Origin of the sequence: Streptomyces sp. NPDC026659, assembly GCF_040638245.1 — a bacterium.
Classification (GTDB): Bacteria; Actinomycetota; Actinomycetes; order Streptomycetales; family Streptomycetaceae; genus Streptomyces.
The window spans coordinates 32175-53387 of record NZ_JBEZXY010000001.1 but is presented as its reverse complement, the minus strand read 5'-3'; the positions used below and the strand labels follow the sequence as shown (position 1 = coordinate 53387).

Sequence of the window (21213 nt, the reverse complement as noted above, 5' to 3'; positions counted from 1 at the left end):
CCACCCGTCGACGCCGCGAGGGACGCCCTTGACTTCCGACCCGCTCGCTCCACTCGACCTCGCCTTCTGGAACATGGAGTCCGACCGGCACCCGATGCACCTGGGCGCCCTCGGGATCTTCGCCACGCACTCGCCGACCGCGGGCGCGCACGCCGCCGACCTGCTCGCCGCGCGCGCCGCCGCCGTACCGGGCCTGCGCATGCGCATCCGCGACGTGTGGCGGCCGCTCGCCTTCGGCGGCGCCGCCCGCGAGGAGGTCCCGGACTTCGACCCCCTCGACCATGTACGGCTGCACGCCCCGACCGCCGACTTCCACGCCATGGCCGGACGGCTCATGCAGCGCCCGCTCGGGCGCGGCCGGCCGCCGTGGGAGGCGCATGTGCTGCCCGGCGAGGACGGCGTCTCCTTCGCCGTGCTGTTCAAGTTCCACCACGCCCTCGCCGACGGCCTGCGCGCGCTGAAGCTCGCGGCCGGTCTCCTCGACCCCGTCGAGCTGCCCGAGCGCGCCCCGCGTGCCGCCGAGCCGCCGCGCGGGCTGCTCTCCGAGGTGCGCGCGCTGCCCGGCCGCGTCCCGGGGCTGGTCAAGGACACCTTCTCCGACGTGGGCCGGGCCCTGGACATCGGCGCCTCGCTGGCCCGCTCCACCCTCGGGATGCGGCCCACGCCCGCGCTGACCTCCGCGCCCAGCGGCACCCGCCGGATCGCCGGGGCCGTCCTCGACATCGACGACGTGCACCGCATCCGCAAGAGCGTCGGCGGCACCGTCAACGACGTACTGATCGCCGTGGTCGCGGGCGCCCTGCGCCGCTGGCTGGACGAGCGCGGCGACGGCAGCGAGGGCGTCTCGCCGCGCGCGCTCATCCCCGTCTCCCGGCGCCGCCCGCGTACCGCCCACCCACAGGGCAACCGGCTCTCCGGATACTTGATACGGCTTCCGGTCGGCGACCCCGATCCGCTGGGCCGCCTGGACTCGGTGCGCACCGCGATGCTGCGCAACAAGGACGCGGGCCCCCACCGGGGCGCCGGTGCCGTCGCCCTGCTCGCGGACCACGTGCCCGCGCTCGGACACCGGCTCGGCGGTCCGCTGGTCGGCCAGGCGGCCCGGCTCTGGTTCGACATCCTCGTCACCAGCGTGCCCCTGCCCGGCATCGGTCTGAAGCTCGGCGGCCACCAGCTCACGGAGGTCTACCCGCTCGCCCCGCTCGCCCCCGGCCAGTCCCTCGCGGTCGCCATCTCGACCTACCGGGGACGCGTCCACTACGGCCTCGTCGCGGACGCCCGCGCGGTCCCCGACCTGGACGTACTGGCCCGCGCGCTCACCGCCGAGACGGCCGCGCTGATCACGGCCTGCGAGGACTGCTGATCGTGGTCCGCGAGGACTGCTGATCATCGCCCGGGAGATATGAGTCACCGGCCCCGGCCTCGGGTTTGGTTCCGGGGCCGGGCGCTCCGTAAAATTCCCCGTTCGACAGCGTGCGCCATTCCGGGCGCCGCTCGGGTGATCAGGGAAGCGGCAGCGCGATGACGGTGACAGAGGACGGCGCGGCGTCCATGGGCTCGGTGTCCACGGAGGCCGTCGACGAGGTGGTCCACGGACCGGGGATCGACCCGGAGCGCCTGGCCGTCTGCCTGAGCGTGCTGGAGGAGCTGGACCGGATCGACGTGGACCACCCCGACGCGATCACGGTGCGCCGGGCCACCTCGGCGATCTACCGCACGGTCAAGCAGCGCCGCCGCCAGGAGCGCCGCGCCGCCAAGACCGCGCACGACCGCGCCGTGACCGAGGCCACCGCCACCGGCTCCGCCGAGCGCATCGACGACGAGACCGAGGGCATCCTGCCCACCTCCAAGGTCGAGGCGGGCCGTATCGCGGGCATACTCCAGCGCCCGCGCTCCTGCTACACCTGCAAGACCCGCTACGTCGAGGTCGACTACTTCTACCACCAGCTCTGTCCCGACTGCGCCCGGCTGAACCGCGACAAGCGCGACGCCCGCGCCGACCTCACCGGCAAGCGCGCCCTGCTCACCGGCGGCCGCGCCAAGATCGGCATGTACATCGCGCTCAGGCTGCTGCGCGACGGCGCCCACACCACGATCACCACGCGCTTCCCCAAGGACGCCATCCGCCGCTTCAAGGCGATGGAGGACTCGGCGGACTGGATGCACCGCCTGGAGGTCGTCGGCATCGACCTGCGCGACCCCGCCCAGGCCGTGGCCCTCGCCGACCAGGTCGCCGACGCGGGCCCGCTCGACATCCTCGTCAACAACGCGACGCAGACCGTGCGCCGGCTGCCCTCCGCCTACGCCGCCCTGGTCGACGGCGAGAGCGCCCCGCTGCCCGCCGGTGAACTCCCCGCCCACCATGTCATCGGAGCCTTCAACTCCGGCGCGGTGGACGGGCTGGCCGCGCTGCCCATCGGCACCAGCGGCATCGAGGCCCAGAAGGTCGCCGACCTCGCCCTGGTCGCGGGCAACGCGAGCATCGCCCGGCACCTGGACGGCACCGCCATCGACGCGGGCGGCCTGCTTCCCGACGTGGTCGACACCAACACCTGGGTGCAGACCATCGAGCAGATCTCCCCGGTGGAGCTCCTTGAGACCCAGCTGTGCAACTACACGGCGCCGTTCATCCTGATCAGCAAGCTCCGCCCGAGCATGGCCGAGGCCGCGAAGAAGGCGGCGAGCGGACGCGCGTACGTCGTGAACGTCTCCGCCATGGAGGGCGTCTTCGCCCGTGGCTACAAGGGCGCGGGCCACCCGAACACCAACGCCGCCAAGGCCGCGATGAACATGGTGACGCGCACCAGCGGCCAGGAGATGTTCGACGCCGACCGCATCCTGATGACCTCGGTCGACACCGGCTGGATCACCGACGAGCGCCCGCACTTCGACAAGCTCCGCCTCGCCGAGGAGGGCTTCCACGCCCCGCTCGACCTGATCGACGGCGCCGCCCGTGTATACGACCCGATCGTGCGCGGCGAGCACGGCGACGACCTGTACGGCGTCTTCATGAAGGACTACGCGCCCGGCAAGTGGTGAACCGCACCGGCACCGCGTGACGGTCCGTAGGCCGAGTGGGTGAACCCGGCGGACGGTCACGCGGTGCCCGTGTCATGAAATCGCAACACATCGTGGGGTATTGAGGTCCGGGCGACCCACAATGCTTACGTCTTGTTTGCACTCACTGTCGAGCGCAGCCCCGCTCATTTGGTTAACCTGAATGGAGAGGGGCGACCCGACACATGAGGGAGTGCGCGGTGACACCGGAGAAGACGAATCGCGAACAGGGCCCCGACGAACGCCCGGAGCGGACCCGCCGCCGGCCAGGAGAGCTCGGCAGCCTCGACGTGTGGGCCCGCTCCGCCCCGATCCGCTTGGCCGGCTACGAGGACGACCTCGCCGAGCCGCACATCCTGCCCAGCGTGGACTGACCCCGGGCAGACCGTCGTAACCGCCTCGCGTGGGCGTGGCACACTCGCGCCCATGCAGATCAGAGAAGCCGTGGCCGCCGACTGGCCACGGATCTGGCCGTTCTGGCACCGGATCGTCGCCGCCGGGGAGACCTACACCTGGGACCCCGGCACCACCGAGGAAGCGGCCCGGCGACTGTGGACCGCCCCGCCCCGTCGGGTCTACGTCGCCGAGGACGCGGACGGAACCCTCACCGGCTCCGCCTACCTCACCCCGAACTACGGCGGCCCCGCCGCGGGCATCGCCAACGCCGCCTTCATGGTCGACCCCGACCACACCGGCCGCGGCGTCGGCCGCGCCCTCGCCGAACACGTCCTCGCCGAGGCCCGGGCGCAGGGCTTCCGCGCGATGGTCTTCAACGCCGTCGTGGAGACCAACCCCGCCGTCCGCCTCTGGACCGCCCTCGGCTTCACCGTCCTCGGCACGGTCCCGGACGCCTTCGAACACCCCCGGCACGGCCGGGTCGGCCTGCATGTCATGTACCGGGCGCTCTGAGGCGTACCGGGCCCTTTGACGTCTACGGCTCCAGCGGCGCCGTGCGCGGCCACGGCAGCAGCCGCTCCAACTCCTCGGCCACCGCGAGCAGTACGGGCTCGCTGCCCGGACGGCCCACGAGCTGCACCGCGCAGGGGGCACCCGAGGACAGCCTGCCGAAGGGCACCGACATCGCGGGCCAGCCGGTCAGGTTCCAGGCCGGGGTGAAGGGCGAACAGGCGCTGTTCACCAGGAGGTTGGCCGCCCAGCCGCGCTCGTGCCAGGGCTCGGCCCTCGGACCGCGCCGCGCCAGCGCCGGGGTCAGCAGCACGTCGTGCTGCGCGAAGAACGGCTCCAGGCGGGCCCGCAGCCGCTCCCGGGCGTCCCCGCCGCGCGCCGAGTCGACGAAGCGGCGGCCTACGGCGGCATGCGTCCGGGTCCGCGGGGCGAGCAGCGTCTTGTCCAGCTCCGCCGCGTCCACCGCCGTACCCGCCGTCCAGGTGCGCAGCGCGGTCACGCCGAGGTCGAGCGGATAGGGCGGATCGGCGCTCTCCACCGTGTGGCCCGCCCCGGCCAGCAGCTCGGCCGCCCGCCGTACCGCGGCCGTGTACGCGCCGTTCACGGGGATTCCGGCCAGGGGGCTGCGCAGTCCCACCGCGATCCGGCGCGGCGCGGGCTCGGCCGGGCCGGTGAACTCCGTGTCCGCGAGGACCGACAGCATCAGCCGCAGATCCTCGACCGAGGTGGCCAGGGGACCGTTCTCGGACATCCCGAACCAGTCGCCGTTGCCGATCCCGGCCGGGACGACCCCGTGCCCCGGCTTCAGTGTGACCAGACCGCAGTGCGCGGCCGGGATGCGCAGCGAGCCCATGCCGTCGTTGCCCACCGCCAGCGGCACCATGGCCGCCGCGACCGCCGCCGCGCTGCCCCCGGAGGAGCCGCCCGCCGTACGGGCCGGGTCCCAGGGGTTGCGGGCGATGCCGTACACACTGTCGGAGGTGCCGAAGACGCACAGCTCCGGCACGTTCGTCAGACCCACGACCACCGCGCCCGCCGCGCGCAGCCGGGCCACCGTCACGTGGTCCTCGGCGGCCGGGGTGTCCGGGGTCGCGGCGGAGCCGTTGCGGACCGACTCGCCGCGCACGGACAGGTTGTCCTTGATCGCCACCGGAACGCCCGCGAGCGGCAGCCGGTCCAGATCCGGCCGGGCCGCGACCTCGTCCGCCTCCGCGAGCGCGGCCTCGGCCCGCACCGCGCGGAAGGCACCCACCCGCCCGTCGAGCCGTTCGATCCGCGCGAGATGGTCGGCCACCACCTCACGCGGTGTGGCGCGCTTCTCGCGCACGGCGGCGGCGATCTCGGCGGCGCTCCGGCCGGCCCAGTCGTTCACGGACGCTCCTCGTCATGTCCCGCGCACCCGACGCCGGGCACGCAGGGTCACTTTGCGCGCTCGGGTGCCCCGCGTCGAGAGCCCGGCGGGGCTGCACAGGCGCGGAATCACCTGTTCCCCGTGAGCCGCGTCGGCGGCAGATAGTCCCGCACGTACGCCCGCTCCCAGCACGCACCCGTCTCCCGTAGCTCGCGCCAGTCGGTGTACCGGTAGCGGAAGAGCCGGGCGCGGATGTGGCGGGGCGGGGCCTCGGGCGGGAAGGGGGAGCGGCGCAGCAGGCGCAGGGTGGCCCGGTCGCCCTCCAGGAGCCGTTCCACCAGGCCGCCGAACCACTCCCCGGCGTAGCCCGGCGACAGCGCGGCGAACCACATCAGCCAGTCCAGGCGCAGATGGTACGGCGCGAACTGGCGCGGCCAGTGGCGCAGGTCGCCCGGCTTGCCCCGGAACTCGTACGCCCGCCAGTCGGAGTCCTCCCGGGGCGGATCGTCGTAGGTGCCCTCGACCACCACCTCGTACCGCACCCGGCCCACGCTGCCGAACGCGCCGTAGGTGTTCACCAGGTGCAGCGGGTCGTAGGAGCGGTTCATGACCTGGCGGCGGGAGACCATGTTCAGCACCGGGCGGTGGCTCAGGAAGAGCAGGCCCGCGCCGACCGCCAGCACCAGGACCTCGTACCAGAGCGGCGCCTGGGGGACCGAGGGCGCGTCCGTGGGGACGAGCAGCGCGGAGAACCCGAGCACGATGGTGATCCAGTTCAGCCAGGCGAAGTTGCCGGACAGCACCAGCCACAGCTGGGTCACGATCATCAGCGCGGCGGCGGCCGAGGCGATCGGCTGCGGGGTGAACAGCAGGAAGGGGACGACGAGTTGGGTGAAGTGGTTGGCCGCCACCTCCACCCGGTGCAGTGGTTTCGGCAGATGGTGGAAGAACCAGCTCAGCGGGCCCGGCATCGGCTGGGTCTCGTGGTGGTAGTAGAGGCAGGTCAGGTCCCGCCAGCACTTGTCGCCGCGGATTTTGATCAGCCCGGCCCCGAACTCCACCCGGAACAGCACCCAGCGCAGCAGGAACAGCACCACGACCGGGGGCGCCACGTCGTCGTTGCCGAGGAAGGCCGCGAGGAAGCCGACCTCAAGGAGCAGCGACTCCCAGCCGAACGCGTACCAGGTCTGGCCGACGTTCACGATCGACAGATACAGCGCCCACGGCACCAGCCACAGCAGCACCCCGGCCCACAGCGGCAGCAGCGAGTCCACTCCGGCGATCAGCGCCGCCGACACCGCGCAGCCCGCCCACGCGCACGCGGCGAAGAAGCGGTCCGAGTAGTGCCAGTGGAACAGGCTCGGTGCCCGGCGGAAGCGCGTCCGTGCCAGATACCGGGGAATCGGCGTCATCCCGCGCTCGCCGAGCAGCGCCCGGAACTGGAGGGCCGCCGTCAGGAACGCCACGAGGTACAGCCCGGCCAGCCCCCGCTGGAACACCAGCCGGCTCAGCCAGTACCCGGGTGCGGTGAACCAGTCCACGACGCTCCTGCCTCCGCGCGGCCGCTCCGGACACGGCCGCTCGACGCCCGCCACTCCATGTACCGCGCGCCCGCGCCCGCCTAACCCCGGCCGGGCGGGACGGCCGTACGACCGCCGTACGACCCCCTGCGACCTCGCACGACCGTCGGGCGCACCCCTTCGCGCGCCCGCGTGCGCGGGGTTGTGCAGGAGTCGTACGTACGCGTGTGCAGCACTCGAAGAATCCGCCGATTGCTGGCAAGGTGGCTCCATGGCTGAACGGGGAGCGAGTGCCCTGTCACTCCCGGAGGACTCGCCCGCCCACCCGGACACGATCCTGGCGCTCAACGGCATGGGCACCTTCGACTGGGACCTGGACGCGGGTCTCTTCCACATGGACGCCCGCGCCCACGAGGTCTTCGACCTGCTCCCCGAGGAGTACGACGGCCGCCTGGAGTCCCTGGCCGCGCGGATGCCGCCGCCCGAGGCCGCCCATCTCGACGCCGTGGTGGCCCGCGCCATCAAGGACGGCAGCGAGCACTACGGCACCTACTTCCGCATCCGCCGCCGCGACGGCGGCTACCGCTGGACCCACAGCCAGGGCGCCATCCGCCGCGACCCCACCGGGCGCCCGTACCGGGTCGTCGGCATCGTCCGCGACGCCACCCGGGAACTCGCCGAGAGCCCGGTGCACGGGCCGCGCACCCTGCGCGACGAGGCGTTCCGCCGCCAGACCAACGTCGTCCAGGTCATCACCGCCGCCCTCGCCCACGCGCGCAGCGTCCACGACGTGATCGACGTGCTCAAGGACACCCACGGCATCCGACACCTCGGCGTGGCCAGCGTGGTGATGGGCCTGGTGGAGGCCGGGCGCATCCGGCTGGTCGCCGAGGGCCTCGCCGGGAGCTTCGTGCCCGGCACCCGGATCACCCGGATCGACGAGCCGTACCCGATGAGCGAGGTCGTCCGCACGCTCGCCCCGCGCTTCATCGAGTCCCCGGAGGAGTTCGCCGACGGCTACCCCATCCTCTGGCCGCACCTCACCGGACTGCACATCACCTCCGCCGCCTACCTCCCGCTCATCGCCCAGGGCCGCCCCATCGGCGCCCTCGGCCTGCTCTACAGCGACCGGCGCGGCTTCTCCGCAGAGGAACGCGCCGTCCTCGTCGCGCTCGGCAGCAGCATCGCGCAGAGCCTGCAGCGCGCCATGCTCTACGAGCAGGACAAGGACCTCGCCCAGAACCTCCAGCAGGCGATGCTGCCCCGCACCATCCCCAGCGTGCGCGGCGCCGAGGTCGCCGTCCGCTACCGCTCGGCGGCCCTCGGCCGCGACATCGGCGGCGACTGGTACGACCTGATCCCGCTGCCCGGCGGCCGGGTCGGCGCGGTCATCGGCGACGTCCAGGGCCACGACACCCACGCCGCCGCCGTCATGGGCCAGCTGCGGATCGTGCTGCGCGCCTACGCCGCCGAGGGACACACCCCGGCCGCGGTGATGGCCCGCGCCTCCGTCTTCCTGCACGAACTCGACACCGACCGGTTCGCGACCTGCCTCTACGCCCAGGCCGACCTCTCCACCGGCGTCGTCCAGATGGTCCGCGCGGGCCACCTCGACCCGCTCCTGCGCTACTCCGACGGCACCTGCCGCCGCGTCCCCGTCGAGGGCGGGCTGCCGCTCGGTCTGTCCGCCGAGTTCGGCCGTCTGGAGTACCCGATCACCACCCTGGAACTCGACCCCGGCCGCACCCTGGTCCTGTGCACGGACGGCCTGGTCGAACAGCCCGGCGTCGACCTCGATGACGGGATGCGCGCCCTCGCCTCCGCCGTCGCCGCCGGGCCCCAGGACGTCCGCGAACTCGCCGCGCGGCTGATCGGCATGGCCGAGGAGCGCGGCGGCGAGGACGACGTGGCCCTGCTCCTCCTCCGGCGCCGCGTCCCCGAGACACCCCTCGCGGGCGGCCGGCTCCGCCGCCATGTCGCCCCCGGCGACCCCGAGGCCCTCTCCCGCGCCCGCCACATGATCCGCACCGCCGTCCGCGCCTGGGGCGCCCGCGAGCGCGCCGACGACATCGAGCTCGTCACCGACGAACTGGTCACCAACGTCCTCATGCACACGGAGGGCTCGGCAGCCGTGACCCTCCGGGTCCTCGACGGCCCGGAACGCAAGCTCCGCGTCGAGGTCGAGGACTCCTCCAGCGCCCTGCCCCGGCGGCGCGAGGCGGGCGCGGAGGGCGTGTCCGGACGCGGGCTGCTGCTGGTGGAACTGCTGGCCGACCGATGGGGAGTGGAGGCGCGGGGCGGGGGCAAGGCGGTGTGGTGCGAGTTCGAGGTGCGAGAGGAAGGGGACGGCGGCGCGGGCTGACGTACGCCCGCATGTCGTCCCTCGTACGTGTCCGCCTGGCGCTGTCGGCGCCGGATGGCACCCTGGACGTATGCCGGAACTGCCCGAGGTGGAAGCGCTCAGGGACTTCCTCGCCGAACACCTGGCGGGACGCCGGGTGGTGCGCGTCCTGCCGGTGGCCATCAGCGTCCTGAAGACGTACGACCCGCCCCCCGCCGCCGTGGAGGGCGCGGAGATCACCGCCGTACGCCGGTACGGCAAGTTCCTGGACCTGGAGACGGACGGCGGCCTCCATCTGATCACCCATCTGGCCCGCGCGGGCTGGCTCCAGTGGCGCGACCGGCTGCCGGACGGGCCGCCGCGCCCGGGCAAAGGGCCGCTGGCGCTGCGCGTGGCCCTGGACACGGGGGAGGGCTTCGACCTGACCGAGGCGGGGACGCAGAAGCGGCTCGCGGTGTACGTCGTCCGCGACCCGTCCGAGGTGCCCGGCATCGCCCGGCTGGGCCCCGATCCGCTGGCCGACGGCTTCGACGAGGAGCGCCTGTCCGCACTGCTCAAGGGCGAGCGGCGGCAGCTCAAGGGCGCGCTGCGGGACCAGTCCCTGATCGCCGGGGTCGGCAACGCCTACAGCGACGAGATCCTGCACGCCGCGAAGATGTCCCCGTTCAAGCTGGCCGCGTCCCTGACGCCCGAGGAGACGTCCCGGCTGTACGAGGCGCTGCGCACGACCCTCACCGAGGCGGTGGAGCGGTCGCGGGGGGTTGCCGCCGGGCGGCTGAAGGCGGAGAAGAAGAGCGGGCTGCGCGTGCACGGCCGGACCGGCGAACCGTGCCCGGTGTGCGGGGACACGATCCGCGAGGTCTCCTTCAGCGACTCCTCGCTCCAGTACTGCCCGACGTGCCAGACGGGCGGAAAGCCGCTGGCCGACCGGAGGTTGTCACGGCTGCTGAAGTGAACGGACCTTTGACGTAAGGCGGTTCAGCGCGCCGGAAGCGTCACCAGACGCTGCCCGTCCGAGGTACGCACGTCGTAGTGGTCGATGTCGTCGGGGCTCATCGAGGACCCGGCGGTCGTGGAGGTCGTACCGCTCTCGTGCGCCCCGACGCTCCAGCCGCCCACCGCCTGCTCCGAACCGTCCCGCCCGACCACGAAGAGACGGCACGAGTGCGGCCCGGAGGAGTCGCGCACCTGCACGCTCAACCCGCTGCCCCAGTCGGCGCCTTCGGCCGTGACCTGCGCCCACACACCGGTGCTGGGATCGGTGGCCGCCGTAACTCTCGCCTCGGGCGCGGCACTTGACCCCAGCTGGAGCGCCAGCGCCGATCCGGCGACCGCCAGCACGACGGAGGCGGCGAGGCCGTACAGGAACCGACGCCGGTTCGCCCGGCGCCGTACGCCGATCTCGCCGAGCAGCCGCTCCAGCAGTCGGGGACCGGGCTCGGCGAGCGGCGGCACGAACTGCGGTGTAGCCTGCCGGAACAGCATCAACTGCCGTGCGGTGGGCCCGAATTCGGTCGCCCGTGCCGTGCACTGGGGACACTCCACGAGATGGTCCTCGAAGCGGAAGGCATCCGCCTCGTCCAGCACGCCGAGCGCATAAGCGCCGACGTCGCGATGCCTTTCCAGGGACCTCATGCCGAAACCTCGTGCCGGTGGGTGCGGGTGGGGGGTTACTCGTTGCACCCATCCGTACGCAGAGCACGGCCGAATCACTCAAGCCACACCCAGAATCACGGCGAAGAGATTCGGAGCGGGTGGGCGTTCGGATTGGTGCGATTTCCGGTCCGTTTCGAAGGCAGGCGAAAGGGCCTGGTCAGGGCGGGGAAACGGGTCACCGTCACGCCCCCGTGGTGGAGCCGGGGCGGATGATCATCAGTACGGTGACCGTGGCCCACAGCAGGTTGAAGATGCCGGTGAACATGGCAAGACGGCCTGGCGCCAAGGGAGTTGACGAGAGCGGGGTGGCACCCGGCTCTTCGCCCAGCGCATCCTCCTGGGCGGGCAGGATCAGCAGGACCAGGACACCGGCGGCCGCGACGGTCAGCACGATCGAGACGATCACCCAGGCGTCGCCCATGACGCCGAGGCTGCCGGCCGTGGCGAATCCGAACAGGGGAACGGCGATGCCGATGCCCGCGTAGACGCGGCAGATGCGGTGCAGTGTCCGCAGGGTCGTCCGGGCCTCGGTGCCGTCGCCGTCGCCGAGGGTGCGGCGCAGCGTCGCGGGGAACATGCTCGCGGCGACGGTGACCGGGCCGACGGCGACGAGGGCCGCCAGGACATGCAGGGAGAGAAGGAGCTTGGTCACGCCTGGTACTCCGGTTCGGGCCGACGCTCGCCGGTGACCTTCGAGGACGGAAGGCGGCCTGCGCGGGAGACGCCCCGGAGGGTGTCGCCTTCGACCGTCACGTCGAACGCCAGGTTCAGCCGCAGGGGCTTGGTGACGGCCTGCTTCCAGGTGAGCCGGTCGCCGTCGACGGTGATGTCGTCGAGCGGTACCTCCTCGCCGGTTCCGTGGGCGACGCCGGTCAGGACGCCGTCCCGCTCACGGAGTTCGACCACGGCCTCGATCCTGCCGATGGGGGTGGAGATGGTCAGGCGCCAGGTGCCTTCGACGGACATGCCGGTGTTCCTTCTGATGGTGCGGGGGTGGGTGGTGGGCGAACGGCCCGCGCGGGGCCGGGCGTTCGGAGGACGGTGGGCGTTCAGAGCGTGGTGGGCGTCGGGCCCTGGGGCCGCCAGACGGTGCCGCGCCGCTCGTGGGCGAAGAGCTCTTCGACGGCGTGCGCGACCCGGGGGCCCACCTCGCGCTCCAGCAGATACAGACCCAGGTCGAGCCCGGAGGTGACACCGGCGCCGGTGATCAGGTCGCCGTCGTCCACGACGCGGGCGCGGACCGCGTGGGCACCGGTGGCGTCCAGCAGGTCGAAGCCCAGGTGATGGGTGGTGGCGTGACGTCCCTCCAGCAGGCCCGCCATGGCCAGGACGAGCGAGCCGCCGCAGACGCTGGCGACGGTGATGTCCGGGTCGTCCATGGCCTCCTTGAGGAGCGCGGGGAGCCCGGTGGTCAGGGTGCGGCCCAGTAGCACCGGGACGAATCCGTCCTGTTCCCGCTCGGCGGCGCCCACCTCCTCCTCCGGGACCTCGCCGGGTTCGCCCACGCGGCCGGAGGCGCCGGGCACCAGGATCACGTCCGCGCGTTCGAGGTCGAGGGCGCCGGTCGCGCGCAGTGCCAGTCCTCCGGTGCCGCCGATCACCTCACGGGGGCCCTCCGCGGAGACCAGTTCGACGGTCACCGCGCCGTCCGAGGCCGAGCCGCCCGCGTACAGCACTTCGTAGGGGGCGATGACATCGAGCGGATCGAAGCCGTCGAACAGCACAACCTGAACGTGCATGGAGGTTCCTTCGGGGTCGATTTCCCACGGACGTCTGGAAGTCAACCGGCTGTCGTCGTGATCGCCCAGTGGCACTGGTGCCAGGTTTCAACGGGATAGTGCCAAGGGCTTCCGGAAGGCCCCGAGCCGCGGTGATCCTGAGATCTCCGGTGCACGACCGGAGTCCGCCGAGCCGGTGGAGAGGTACGTTCTCGCCATGCACACCGTCGCCGTTCTCGCACTCGACCAGGTGATCCCGTTCGACCTGTCCACCCCGATCGAGGTCTTCTCCCGGACCCGGCTGCCCGACGGGCGCCCCGGCTACCAGGTACGGGTGTGCGCCGAGCGCACCGAGACCGACGCCGGGGCCTTCTCCCTGCGCGCCCCCTGGGGTCTGGAGGGCCTCCGCGGCGCGGACACGATCATCGTGCCGGGCATCGCCGAACCCACCGCCCCGCTCCCGTCCGCCGTACGGGACGCGCTGCGGTCGGCCGCCGCCGAGGGCACCCGGATCGCCTCCATCTGCGTGGGCACCTTCCCGCTGGCCGCCACCGGGCTCCTCGACGGGCTGCGCGTCACGACCCACTGGCGCGCGGCCGGGCTCCTGGCCGCCACCCACCCGGCCGTCGACGTCGACCCGGACGTCCTCTACGTCGACAACGGCCAGTTCCTCACCTCGGCAGGCGCGGCCGCGGGCCTGGACCTGTGCCTGCACATGATCCGCCGCGACTACGGCTCGGCCGTCGCCGCAGATTCCGCCCGCTTGTCGGTGATGCCCCTCGAACGGGAGGGCGGGCAGGCCCAGTTCATCGTCCACGACCACGCGCCCACACCGCAGGGCTCCGAGCTGGAGGCGCTGCTCGTCTGGCTGCGGGAGAACCTGGCCCGCGATCTCACCCTCGCCGACATCGCCGAGCGCGCCGGTACCAGCACCCGCACCCTGATCCGCCGCTTCCGCGACCAGACCGGCACCACCCCGCTGCAATGGCTCCACCGCGCCCGCATCCGCCAGGCCCAGCACCTGCTGGAAACCACGTCCCACTCCGTCGAACGCATCGGCCACCAGGTCGGCTTCACCTCCCCGACCACCTTCCGCGACCGCTTCAAACGCACCACGGGCGTCAGCCCGCAGAGCTATCGCCGCACGTTCGCCTGACCCTGCGCGTCGGCGCCCTCGCATCATCCGTCGCCGCAGCACCGGCCGGTCGGCCCCTAGGGGGTGTCTCGTCGGTCAAGCCGGGCTCGCCCGAGACACCCCCTAGAGTGAGCGGATGATCGAACAGGATGAGCGGGATGTGCGGGCTGCGCTGCCGGCGCACGCGATCGAGGTCGGAACCGAGCCGCTGGCCGGGCCGGCGCGGAACTCGGTGGGCGGCCGGCCCTTCCTCGACGAGGGCCAGGAGTGGCCGGAGTGCTTCTGCGGCGAGCGGATGGCGCTGTTCTTCCAGCTGGACATCCCCCTTGACCTCGAACCTTTCGGCGGAGACCACCTGTTGGTCTTCCACTGCCGCGCGCACAACGACGCGTCGGACGCGCAGCTGGCCGACGGCCGGCTCGTGCCCCGGTACTGGGACGCTCCACAGCCGCCCTTTCCGGCTCCGTTCTGGCGCGTGCTGCTCCAGCGCCACGCGACGCTGCCGACGGCGGAGCCCGAACCTTCCCTGCGCGCCCTGCCGTTGACCCTGCGCCCCTTCGTGGACACCCCCACCGCGCGAGGGCTGGGGGCCCAGGTGTTCAAGGTGGGCGGTACGCCGTCCTGGGCGCAGGACCCCGAGTTCTACCGGTGCGCGTGCGGCGCCGATCTGGAGTACCTCTGCCAGGTGCCGGAGGGCATGGAATTCGCCGTCCACCCGGGCCTGCCGGAGCAGCCCTACAGCGTCGGTGCCGACACCTACGGGCTCTTCCTCGGCAACGAGATCTATCTGCTGGCCTGCCCGGCCCACTGCGACCCGGCCGCGGTCTGGCCGGTGAACCAGAACTGACCCCGGCGTCGCCCGCCTGCCCGGCGGACGGACGCCCCTGCCGGCCGTCACCCCCGCGGGGCGTGCATGGCCTACTTGGGTTCCCTGGTGGGAGTCCCTACTTGGGTTCCCTACTTGGACTCGACCCGTCCGACCGGGGCGGCGGCGGTCGCCAGCGCCTGGCACGCGGTCGTCCAGGAGCCGTCGCCCGGGGTGAGTCGGCCGCGAAGGTAGGCCGCGACGAGTCCTGCGAGGGCGGTGACCCGGGCGGGGTTCTCGTCCGTGGTCTCGGCGGCGTCGTATCCGGCGATCCCGCCGAGTCCGTGCTCCGCGCCGAACAGGGTGAGCAGGGTCTTGGGGCCGGGGGCGAGGGCGTAGGGGTCGGCGTGCCAGTCCGGTCCCATGTCCGTGAAGTGCCGGGAGTCGTCCTTGTCGCCCGCGACGACCAGCGCGGGCGTGGTCATGGTCGAGAAGTCGACGGCCCCGATGATCGGCCACTGCTTCGCCATGGGGCCGTTGAACACCTCGCCGCCCCGGCCCGGCGCGGCGAGCAGTACGCCCGCCTTGATCCGGGGCTCGGCGAGGTGCACCACGTCCCCGGTGTCCGGGTCGGTGATCCCGGCTCCCAACAGGAGGGCGGCGGTGAAGCCGCCGAGCGAGTGTCCGGCTACGGCGACCTTGGCGTGGTCGATCCGTCCCGCGAGCCGGGGCACGGTGCGCTCGATCACGTCGAGCCGGTCGAGGACGTGGGTCATGTCCTCGGCGCGGGAACGCCAGAAGTCGGGGGCGCCGGGTGCGTCGGCGACCAGGTGGGTCAGCGTCCGGGACGTGAGGTGGGTGGGCTGTACGACGACGAATCCGTGAGCGGCCCAGAAGTTGGCGAGCGGCGCGTAGCCGTTGAGCGAGGAGAGGTTGTTCGAGGGGCCGTGGCCGTGGGAGAGGAGGAGGACGGGAAGGCCGGTTCCGGTCGCGGGTAGGGAGACGCGCACCTGGAGGTCCACGGGGCGTCCGGGTACCGGGAGGATCACGGGGCTGAAGGACAGGACCGGCGTACCCGGGGCGTCGGCGCCGGTTGCGGAGGATGTGCTCACGGTGGGGATTCCTTTCGACGGGCATGCCGGTGGAGGCCGTCCCGTACCGGCTAAGCTGAAACGGAACGACGCTCCATTTACTATCCGGAGCGTTGCTCCGTTTTGTCAATCGGTGTGGAAGGACTACGTGATGGTCACCGGGAGCCCTGCGGAGGAGCCGCCGTCCCGAGGCAGGCGGGCCGACGCCCAGCGCAACCGGCAGGCGGTGCTCACCGCCGCCGCCGAGGTGTTCGTCAGCTCCGGTGTCGACGCGCCGATCCGCCGGATCGCGGCCCGAGCGGGCGTCGGAATGGCCACGATCTACCGCCACTTCCCGACGCGGGCGGACCTCGTCACCGCCGTCTACCGGCACCAGATCGAGGCGTGCGCGGAAGCGGGCCCGACCCTGCTCGCCGCCGCCGACTCCCCGTTCGACGCCCTGTGCCAGTGGGTCGACCTCTTCGTCGACTTCCTCGTCACCAAGCACGGACTCGCCGACGCCCTCCAGTCCGACAGCGACCGCTTCGCCGCCCTCCACACCTACTTCCTCGACCGCCTCCTGCCCGTCTGCGCCCACCTCCTCGACGCCGCGGCCGAATCCGGTGAGATCAGCCCCGGCACCCAGCCGTACGAACTGCTGCGCGGCATCGGCAACCTCTGCGTGGGGCGCGAGAACGACCCCCGCTACGACCCCCGGCGCCTGATCGCCCTCCTCCTCCAGGGGCTTCAGCGGTCTCGTCCGGCCTGACGGCGGCACCCGGTCACGCGTCGACTCCGGCACGATGTCCTGGTGAGCAACATCGTCAAGTTCTTCGCGGCGCCGGACGACACGTCGGCCGCTTCGGCGCTCCGGACCGGGCCGGGACGCGCCTTCGAGTCGCTCTCCTTCGGCAACTTCGACCCCGATGAAGCCGTCGTCGAGTGGGAATGCCTGCTCACCGGCGGCAGCTTCGAAGAACTCGCCGACGCCGGTGAGCCGCGCATCGTCGCCGATCAGGACGGTGACGGATGCGTCATCTTCGCGCTCTCACCTCGCCTGTCCGCCGCACTCGCCGATACCGGGCACTCCGGGTCGCGCGACATCGCGGCATCGTGGGTCGCGCTGCGCGCCGAGGACGGCGAGGTCATCGGGGCGGAGATCGCCGATGCGATCGTGGGCGATCTGGCGGCTCTCGCGAGACGCGCCCGGCGCCGAGGTCATGGTGTCTACTGCTGGGTCGCGTAGGCGGGGTTCGAACAGCTCTTGAGTGCCAGGATGTCGTCCCCGACCTGAGGAGGACGTGTCCGTGCGGCTCGAACCACACCCCGACGCCTTTCCCGTCGACCCTCCGGCGGACCCCGACGATCCAGCCATCGTGGCGGCCCACGACTGGATCGCGTTCGAGCAGCTCAGCGAGATCACCGATCACTGGCGGCGGCCTGGTTGGCGGCCCGGCAGCCGCGCGTACTACTGGTTGCTGACCATGCCCACCACCGAGTTCGGCGACCAGGTTTTCCGGCTCCGGACCGCCATCGGCCGCTTGCCCTACGACCCGATACCCGACGACGGCATGCACCTCACCCTGGGCCGAATCGGCGACGCCGAGAACACCTCCCTTCGCGCGGTGCGGGGGCTGCTGGGCGACGCGGGTATCGGCCTGCCGACCGCCTTCGATCTGACTGCCATTCCGGTCACCGCGTCCAAGGGTGCGATCCGCTACAGCGTCGCCCCCTGGACCCCGCTCCTTGCCCTGCACGCACATCTCGCCCAGGCAACCGCGGCCGCCGGCCTCGGCCCGATGAAGCCCAGCAGCCACTTGCGACCACACATCGGCGTCGCCTACTCCTCCCGCAGTTGGCCGGCCACGGAGGTACGAACGGTTCTCGAGCCGCTGCGAATCCTGCCCCCCTCCACCCTGCACGTGACCAAGGTCGACCTGGTGCTCATGCGCCGAGAGACTGGCGCTTACCGCTGGGACACCCTCTTCGAACTGCCACTACCGCATCCATGACAGCGGCCTTCGGCGACGAGCAGAGGATGAGGAGCGTGACCGCGAGGACAGGGGTGTGCAGGGAAGGACGGTGACCCAGGACGCCGCCCACAGACACGCAGGGCTCGCCGGCGTCCTGATCGTGCTGCGGACGGGTGTCGCCCGGCGTGATGTCCCGGCGGAGCCGGTGGGCTGTTCCAGGGTGATGGCCGGACCGGGCAAGGTTCGTCGGGTGGTCGAGCGCGCCTTCGCCTGGCTGCACCAGAACCTCATTCTGAATTGACCGGTTAGGGCGCGTATCGCGTCGTGATCATTCTGCGGATTCGCCCCTGTGGCGGCTGGAGGATGGGAGCGGCCCTGAGACCACCGGCCGTACCCGTGCTGCCGAATGGTGCAGGCCCGGTGAGCCTGCTGGAGAGGAGCACCACCACTGCCCCCATTGCTGAACGGCGCGTAGCCTGTCGGGGCATGACGCTGCTGCCGGACCTGCCTCAGAACACGGCACTGCTCGACTTGCTGCGGCAGCAGGGCATTCCGCAAGAGCGCGGTGCCTACGTCTACGAGGGGTGGGAGCTGCATACCCACCCCGATCTGGTCGAGAGACTTGAGGACCTTGCTCCCCAGTGGCCCGTCCTGGCGGCGTTCGGGGTGCCGGTGCTTGCGGCCAAGGGCATTGCCGCGGTCGTCGCCTGGGGCATGGGCATACTGCTGGTGCGCCTTCCCGAAGTGCCGGCCGAGCCCCTGGAGCCCGCAGAGCCCTGCCCACCCCTGACAGATCCGGGCCAGGGTTGGTACTCGCTCTGTCCCTGGCAGAGCGAGCTTCCTTCGGCGGAGTCCAAGCGCCTGTTGTCGCTGCAGATCCAGCATGCCCTCTCGTATGCGGCGAGCCTGTCGGAGGACGACAGCATCGACTGGCAGGGGCGCCCCGTGCAGGCTCCGGGCAGACACAGGGGCAACGCGAAGGGCAGACGGCCCAGCAGGGACAAGGGCAGACGGCAGGGCGGACGCGGACGACGGCGCTAGGGCCTTTCTTCCGGATCAGGCCGACTCGGGCCGACGGCGCCTTGTGGCCGACCCGAGCGGGGTCTGGTGCGTGCAGCTGCAAGGCGGAGGAGGGAGTCGACGCGATGGGGGTGCCCCCGCGCGAGCGAAGCCGAGCGTGGGGGAGTCGGCGACCGACGACAACGCCGCAGATGTGCGTGCCGGACCCCGCGACCCCGGCAAGATCCGGAAGACAGGCCCTAGGGTACGGAGCGAGTCCTGATCAACGGGGCGCCCCTGGTGAGGTCTTTGCTCCAGATCATCGATGCGCGCAGGTGGAGTCCGGCGAGGTAGCTCTCCGGGGTCCTGTCCTACCGGTGGCGACGCCGACCAGGGACAGGTCCACCTCGCGCCGCTTCGCGGCCTCCGCGATCAAGCCCGATCGACAGGTACGCCCCGATGAACTCCCGCTCCTCGTCCGTCAGTTGCACTCGCGTCACGTAAATCGATCTACCGGATCAGGACTCGGAGCGAGGGCGCACCCAAAGATTGGTCACGACTCGATACGCACCCTAGTCGCCCATGAACCACAAGTAGCTCCCCGGTGTCGCCGCGCACGCCTCCAGGAGTTCCGCAAGGTCGAGCAGGGCCGCCTTCTGGCGCTCGTCGGCGCACCGCTGGGCCAGTGCGGTGGCTTCCTCGTGGGCGATCCGGGCCTCCTGTTCGTTGAACAGGGTGTCGCCGTACGGGTCCACCCAGCCGAGCTTGCCCGAGCCGTGGCGGTCGAGGGGGCTGAGGGCTGTCGCCAGGGCTTCGCCGTGACGGTATGAGCCCCGGAGCAAGGTGTCGCGGGACGAGCCTTTTCGTCGGGGTCGGCCCGAGTGCAGTTCCAGTTCGATTCCCATGGTCTTCCCCTGTGCCTTGAGGGTGGCTCACATCGGATACGACAGCAGTCGCACCGCTCCGTCGGGCCACTCCGCCCCGTCACGCAGGGGTGTCCACATCGTGCGGAGTGGCATGAGGGCGGCGCCCTCGGGTTGTTCGACGGTGACGTCCGCGGTCAGGGCGTGCCAGCCGAGGCGTTCGTAGAGGGGGACCAGCGGGGGACGGCAGAAGGGGTCGGGGTCGTCGCCGAGGATTTCCGACTGGTCGGCCGGCGTGTAGTGCGGGAGGCGGACTGCCGACCCCGCTGCGGATGAGGGCGCGTGATCCATCCCGGCATGATCGTCTCGCCTGCCGTTCCCTGGCCAGTCTGGGGTGCCTGAAACGGCCGACTCGTCGGCAGACGCGGCCGCTCAGAACAGATGGATCGCCAGGTGCCCCAGCGGCAGTCCCAGTCGCCATGCCGGTGTCCACACCTTCGGGCCGTCGTCCTCCCCGAAGGGCGCCGTGCGGCCCGGGACCGCGTCCAGGTCCGGTGCGAGAAGTTCCGTTTCTTCCAGCCAGCGCCAGGCCGAGGTGGCGAGGGCGAGGTCGGGGGAGGGGCCGGTGGACTCCGCTGCCAGGGTGGTCAGGCGGTCGTGGACCCAGTCCCGCCAGAGGTGGTCGTAGGCCGTGAGGGAGAGCCAGTGCTCCAGGTGGGAGACCACGCGGACGCAGGAGAGTTCGCCGTCGGTGTCGGAGAGGAAGACGGTGAGGGCGAGGGCGTCGCGGCCCGCGCGGAACTCGAAGGACGTGGGTGGCATCAGATCGCCGGTGCGCAGCAGCTCGTCGGCGATGTACTCGGCGTACAACCAGGCCATGGGGACGGTGAGTTCGCCGCCGCCGGTGTCGCCCGTGTGCTCGTGACCTCTGTGCAGCATCCCTGCCTGCCTTCCTCCGGTGCGTGCGTACGTGTCGCCCGAACCCGGCCCCCGCCCGGAACACGGATGAGGACAGCTCATGGCCCCGGCACCGGTCACGGCAAGGCGCTTTGCCGAGACTTGACCCGGCATCCGGTTTCAGTGCGGATCGGTCGCGTATCCGGGCAGCACGCGGCGCAGGGCGCGGAGCGCGTAGTAGGCGCGGGACTTCACCGTACCGGCCGGTATCCCCAGGATCTCGGCGGCTTCCGCCACGCTCGCACCGCGGAAGTACACCAGTATCAGGACGTCACGGTGCTCCGGTGTGAGAGTCTTCACGGCCTGCCGTACGTCCAGTGCCGCGGCGGCGCGCTCCGCGTGGTCGGCGGTGACGCGCGCGGTCTCCGGGACCTCGTCCACGATCTCCGGCGGCCGGGCACGGCGGGCCCGCCGGGCGTCTATGGCGAGCCGCCGCGCGACCGTCAGCAGCCAGGGTCGTACGGACTCGAACTCGGCCGCGCGCAGTGCCTCGGGATGCTGCCACGCCCGTACCAGCGTCTCCTGCACGAGATCCTCGGCGCGCTGGCGGTCCCCGTCGCTCAGCCGGAGGAGCAGGGCGAACAGGGGGCGGCCGTGCTCGCGCTGGAGCGCGGCCAGTTCGTGCTCGGCGGTCGTCGTCCCGGGTGCGGTGGAGGTCACGGCCGTCATGGCCGTATGGCAGCGCAGGGCGCGTGTGGGGGACAGGGTGCGCGCAGGGTTGTGCGACGGGCGGTCGATTCCGTCGGTGAACGGTCGGACGAGCGGTCGCCCCGCCCGGCCCCGCGTGGGCCGATCGGGGCTCCCGGCCCACGCGCCCGGGGAGTCCCCTTCGTCCTCGCCCACCCCTCGTGGCTTCATCTGT

The 21213-nt window shown here is 72.0% G+C and carries 24 protein-coding genes; 13 read left to right on the top strand and 11 right to left on the bottom strand.

Annotated elements, in window-relative coordinates; all coding sequences use genetic code 11:
* Positions 1-28 precede the first annotated feature (28 nt).
* The 4 genes from AB0E91_RS00280 (at position 29) to AB0E91_RS00265 (ending at position 3966) form a co-directional block, all read left to right on the top strand.
* Complete coding sequence (locus AB0E91_RS00280; protein WP_361772813.1) at positions 29-1363, top strand: wax ester/triacylglycerol synthase family O-acyltransferase; 1335 nt, start codon at positions 29-31, stop codon at positions 1361-1363.
* A gap of 158 nt (positions 1364-1521) precedes the next feature.
* Positions 1522-3039: an SDR family NAD(P)-dependent oxidoreductase gene (locus tag AB0E91_RS00275; RefSeq protein WP_361772810.1), complete on the top strand. Its 1518-nt coding sequence runs from the start codon at positions 1522-1524 to the stop codon at positions 3037-3039.
* 218 nt (positions 3040-3257) lie between these two features.
* Entirely contained in the window at positions 3258-3431 is a 174-nt protein-coding gene (locus AB0E91_RS00270; protein WP_018549338.1) for a hypothetical protein, read from the top strand.
* Positions 3432-3483: 52 nt separating this feature from the next.
* The gene (locus tag AB0E91_RS00265) at positions 3484-3966 is read left to right on the top strand and encodes a GNAT family N-acetyltransferase (RefSeq protein WP_361772806.1); all 483 of its coding nucleotides are present in this window, start codon (positions 3484-3486) and stop codon (positions 3964-3966) included.
* Positions 3967-3988: 22 nt separating this feature from the next.
* On the opposite strand, the gene AB0E91_RS00260 is transcribed toward AB0E91_RS00265, so the two are convergent.
* Both AB0E91_RS00260 and AB0E91_RS00255 read right to left on the bottom strand, forming a co-directional pair.
* Positions 3989-5335, bottom strand: coding sequence for an amidase family protein (locus AB0E91_RS00260; RefSeq protein WP_361772803.1), 1347 nt, complete (start codon positions 5333-5335; stop codon positions 3989-3991).
* Positions 5336-5442: 107 nt separating this feature from the next.
* The gene (locus AB0E91_RS00255) at positions 5443-6855 is read right to left on the bottom strand and encodes a lipase maturation factor family protein (protein WP_361772800.1); all 1413 of its coding nucleotides are present in this window, start codon (positions 6853-6855) and stop codon (positions 5443-5445) included.
* 250 nt (positions 6856-7105) lie between these two features.
* Between AB0E91_RS00255 and AB0E91_RS00250 the strand changes: the two genes are divergently transcribed.
* Together AB0E91_RS00250 and AB0E91_RS00245 are read left to right on the top strand one after the other, a co-directional pair.
* Positions 7106-9196, top strand: a complete 2091-nt coding sequence (locus AB0E91_RS00250) for a SpoIIE family protein phosphatase (RefSeq protein WP_361772797.1) — start codon at positions 7106-7108, stop codon at positions 9194-9196.
* Positions 9197-9266: 70 nt separating this feature from the next.
* The gene (locus AB0E91_RS00245; RefSeq protein WP_361772794.1) at positions 9267-10130 is read left to right on the top strand and encodes a DNA-formamidopyrimidine glycosylase family protein; all 864 of its coding nucleotides are present in this window, start codon (positions 9267-9269) and stop codon (positions 10128-10130) included.
* Positions 10131-10153: 23 nt separating this feature from the next.
* On the opposite strand, the gene AB0E91_RS00240 is transcribed toward AB0E91_RS00245, so the two are convergent.
* The 4 genes from AB0E91_RS00240 to AB0E91_RS00225 all read right to left on the bottom strand — a co-directional run bounded on the left by AB0E91_RS00240 (position 10154) and on the right by AB0E91_RS00225 (position 12570).
* The gene (locus AB0E91_RS00240; RefSeq protein ID WP_361772791.1) at positions 10154-10810 is read right to left on the bottom strand and encodes a zf-HC2 domain-containing protein; all 657 of its coding nucleotides are present in this window, start codon (positions 10808-10810) and stop codon (positions 10154-10156) included.
* Positions 10811-11012: 202 nt separating this feature from the next.
* Positions 11013-11483 carry a hypothetical protein gene (locus tag AB0E91_RS00235; RefSeq protein ID WP_361772788.1) on the bottom strand — a complete coding sequence of 157 codons (471 nt, stop codon included), beginning with the start codon at positions 11481-11483 and terminating at the stop codon, positions 11013-11015.
* The gene (locus AB0E91_RS00230) at positions 11480-11797 is read right to left on the bottom strand and encodes a hypothetical protein (RefSeq protein WP_361772785.1); all 318 of its coding nucleotides are present in this window, start codon (positions 11795-11797) and stop codon (positions 11480-11482) included. Before AB0E91_RS00230 ends, AB0E91_RS00235 begins: the two co-directional genes overlap by 4 nt.
* Positions 11798-11880: 83 nt before the next feature.
* Positions 11881-12570, bottom strand: coding sequence for a DJ-1/PfpI family protein (locus AB0E91_RS00225; protein WP_361772782.1), 690 nt, complete (start codon positions 12568-12570; stop codon positions 11881-11883).
* Between the two features lie 196 nt (positions 12571-12766).
* On the opposite strand from AB0E91_RS00225, the gene AB0E91_RS00220 reads away from it, so the two are divergent.
* Both AB0E91_RS00220 and AB0E91_RS00215 read left to right on the top strand, forming a co-directional pair.
* Complete coding sequence (locus AB0E91_RS00220) at positions 12767-13705, top strand: helix-turn-helix domain-containing protein (protein WP_361772779.1); 939 nt, start codon at positions 12767-12769, stop codon at positions 13703-13705.
* A gap of 115 nt (positions 13706-13820) precedes the next feature.
* Positions 13821-14531: a hypothetical protein gene (locus AB0E91_RS00215; protein WP_361772776.1), complete on the top strand. Its 711-nt coding sequence runs from the start codon at positions 13821-13823 to the stop codon at positions 14529-14531.
* Between the two features lie 110 nt (positions 14532-14641).
* On the opposite strand, the gene AB0E91_RS00210 is transcribed toward AB0E91_RS00215, so the two are convergent.
* The gene (locus AB0E91_RS00210; RefSeq protein WP_361772773.1) at positions 14642-15601 is read right to left on the bottom strand and encodes a chlorophyllase; all 960 of its coding nucleotides are present in this window, start codon (positions 15599-15601) and stop codon (positions 14642-14644) included.
* A 130-nt stretch (positions 15602-15731) separates the two neighbouring features.
* Here AB0E91_RS00210 and AB0E91_RS00205 point away from each other — a divergent pair, with 130 nt between their 5' ends.
* The 5 genes from AB0E91_RS00205 to AB0E91_RS00185 all read left to right on the top strand — a co-directional run bounded on the left by AB0E91_RS00205 (position 15732) and on the right by AB0E91_RS00185 (position 18573).
* Positions 15732-16328, top strand: coding sequence for a TetR/AcrR family transcriptional regulator (locus AB0E91_RS00205; RefSeq protein ID WP_361772770.1), 597 nt, complete (start codon positions 15732-15734; stop codon positions 16326-16328).
* 42 nt (positions 16329-16370) lie between these two features.
* On the top strand, positions 16371-16805 hold the full coding sequence (locus tag AB0E91_RS00200; protein ID WP_361772767.1) for a hypothetical protein: 435 nt from the start codon (positions 16371-16373) through the stop codon (positions 16803-16805).
* Positions 16806-16866: 61 nt separating this feature from the next.
* Positions 16867-17571, top strand: a complete 705-nt coding sequence (locus AB0E91_RS00195; RefSeq protein ID WP_361772764.1) for a 2'-5' RNA ligase family protein — start codon at positions 16867-16869, stop codon at positions 17569-17571.
* A 70-nt stretch (positions 17572-17641) separates the two neighbouring features.
* Positions 17642-17833, top strand: coding sequence for a hypothetical protein (locus tag AB0E91_RS00190; protein ID WP_361772761.1), 192 nt, complete (start codon positions 17642-17644; stop codon positions 17831-17833).
* Positions 17834-18018: 185 nt separating this feature from the next.
* Complete coding sequence (locus tag AB0E91_RS00185; protein WP_361772758.1) at positions 18019-18573, top strand: hypothetical protein; 555 nt, start codon at positions 18019-18021, stop codon at positions 18571-18573.
* Between the two features lie 530 nt (positions 18574-19103).
* On the opposite strand, the gene AB0E91_RS00180 is transcribed toward AB0E91_RS00185, so the two are convergent.
* From AB0E91_RS00180 to AB0E91_RS00165, 4 genes are all read right to left on the bottom strand, one after another.
* Positions 19104-19436, bottom strand: a complete 333-nt coding sequence (locus AB0E91_RS00180; RefSeq protein ID WP_361772755.1) for a hypothetical protein — start codon at positions 19434-19436, stop codon at positions 19104-19106.
* Between the two features lie 27 nt (positions 19437-19463).
* Entirely contained in the window at positions 19464-19745 is a 282-nt protein-coding gene (locus AB0E91_RS00175; RefSeq protein WP_361772752.1) for a hypothetical protein, read from the bottom strand.
* A gap of 81 nt (positions 19746-19826) precedes the next feature.
* Positions 19827-20333 carry a hypothetical protein gene (locus AB0E91_RS00170; protein ID WP_361772749.1) on the bottom strand — a complete coding sequence of 169 codons (507 nt, stop codon included), beginning with the start codon at positions 20331-20333 and terminating at the stop codon, positions 19827-19829.
* Between the two features lie 138 nt (positions 20334-20471).
* Positions 20472-21020 (bottom strand): sigma-70 family RNA polymerase sigma factor, encoded by a 549-nt coding sequence (locus AB0E91_RS00165; RefSeq protein WP_361109733.1) that lies wholly within the window; start codon positions 21018-21020, stop codon positions 20472-20474.
* Positions 21021-21213 lie beyond the last annotated feature (193 nt).

Coding starts and splice junctions, on each gene's coding strand:
- AB0E91_RS00275 (WP_361772810.1), top strand. CDS start 1,522: ATGACGGTGACAGAGGACGGCGCGGCGTCCATGGGCTCGGTGTCCACG.
- AB0E91_RS00265 (WP_361772806.1), top strand. CDS start 3,484: ATGCAGATCAGAGAAGCCGTGGCCGCCGACTGGCCACGGATCTGGCCG.
- AB0E91_RS00250 (WP_361772797.1), top strand. CDS start 7,106: ATGGCTGAACGGGGAGCGAGTGCCCTGTCACTCCCGGAGGACTCGCCC.
- AB0E91_RS00245 (WP_361772794.1), top strand. CDS start 9,267: ATGCCGGAACTGCCCGAGGTGGAAGCGCTCAGGGACTTCCTCGCCGAA.
- AB0E91_RS00240 (WP_361772791.1), bottom strand. CDS start 10,810: ATGAGGTCCCTGGAAAGGCATCGCGACGTCGGCGCTTATGCGCTCGGC.
- AB0E91_RS00230 (WP_361772785.1), bottom strand. CDS start 11,797: ATGTCCGTCGAAGGCACCTGGCGCCTGACCATCTCCACCCCCATCGGC.
- AB0E91_RS00225 (WP_361772782.1), bottom strand. CDS start 12,570: ATGCACGTTCAGGTTGTGCTGTTCGACGGCTTCGATCCGCTCGATGTC.
- AB0E91_RS00220 (WP_361772779.1), top strand. CDS start 12,767: ATGCACACCGTCGCCGTTCTCGCACTCGACCAGGTGATCCCGTTCGAC.
- AB0E91_RS00215 (WP_361772776.1), top strand. CDS start 13,821: ATGATCGAACAGGATGAGCGGGATGTGCGGGCTGCGCTGCCGGCGCAC.
- AB0E91_RS00205 (WP_361772770.1), top strand. CDS start 15,732: ATGGTCACCGGGAGCCCTGCGGAGGAGCCGCCGTCCCGAGGCAGGCGG.
- AB0E91_RS00185 (WP_361772758.1), top strand. CDS start 18,019: ATGACGCTGCTGCCGGACCTGCCTCAGAACACGGCACTGCTCGACTTG.
- AB0E91_RS00180 (WP_361772755.1), bottom strand. CDS start 19,436: ATGGGAATCGAACTGGAACTGCACTCGGGCCGACCCCGACGAAAAGGC.
- AB0E91_RS00175 (WP_361772752.1), bottom strand. CDS start 19,745: ATGGATCACGCGCCCTCATCCGCAGCGGGGTCGGCAGTCCGCCTCCCG.
- AB0E91_RS00170 (WP_361772749.1), bottom strand. CDS start 20,333: ATGCTGCACAGAGGTCACGAGCACACGGGCGACACCGGCGGCGGCGAA.
- AB0E91_RS00165 (WP_361109733.1), bottom strand. CDS start 21,020: ATGACGGCCGTGACCTCCACCGCACCCGGGACGACGACCGCCGAGCAC.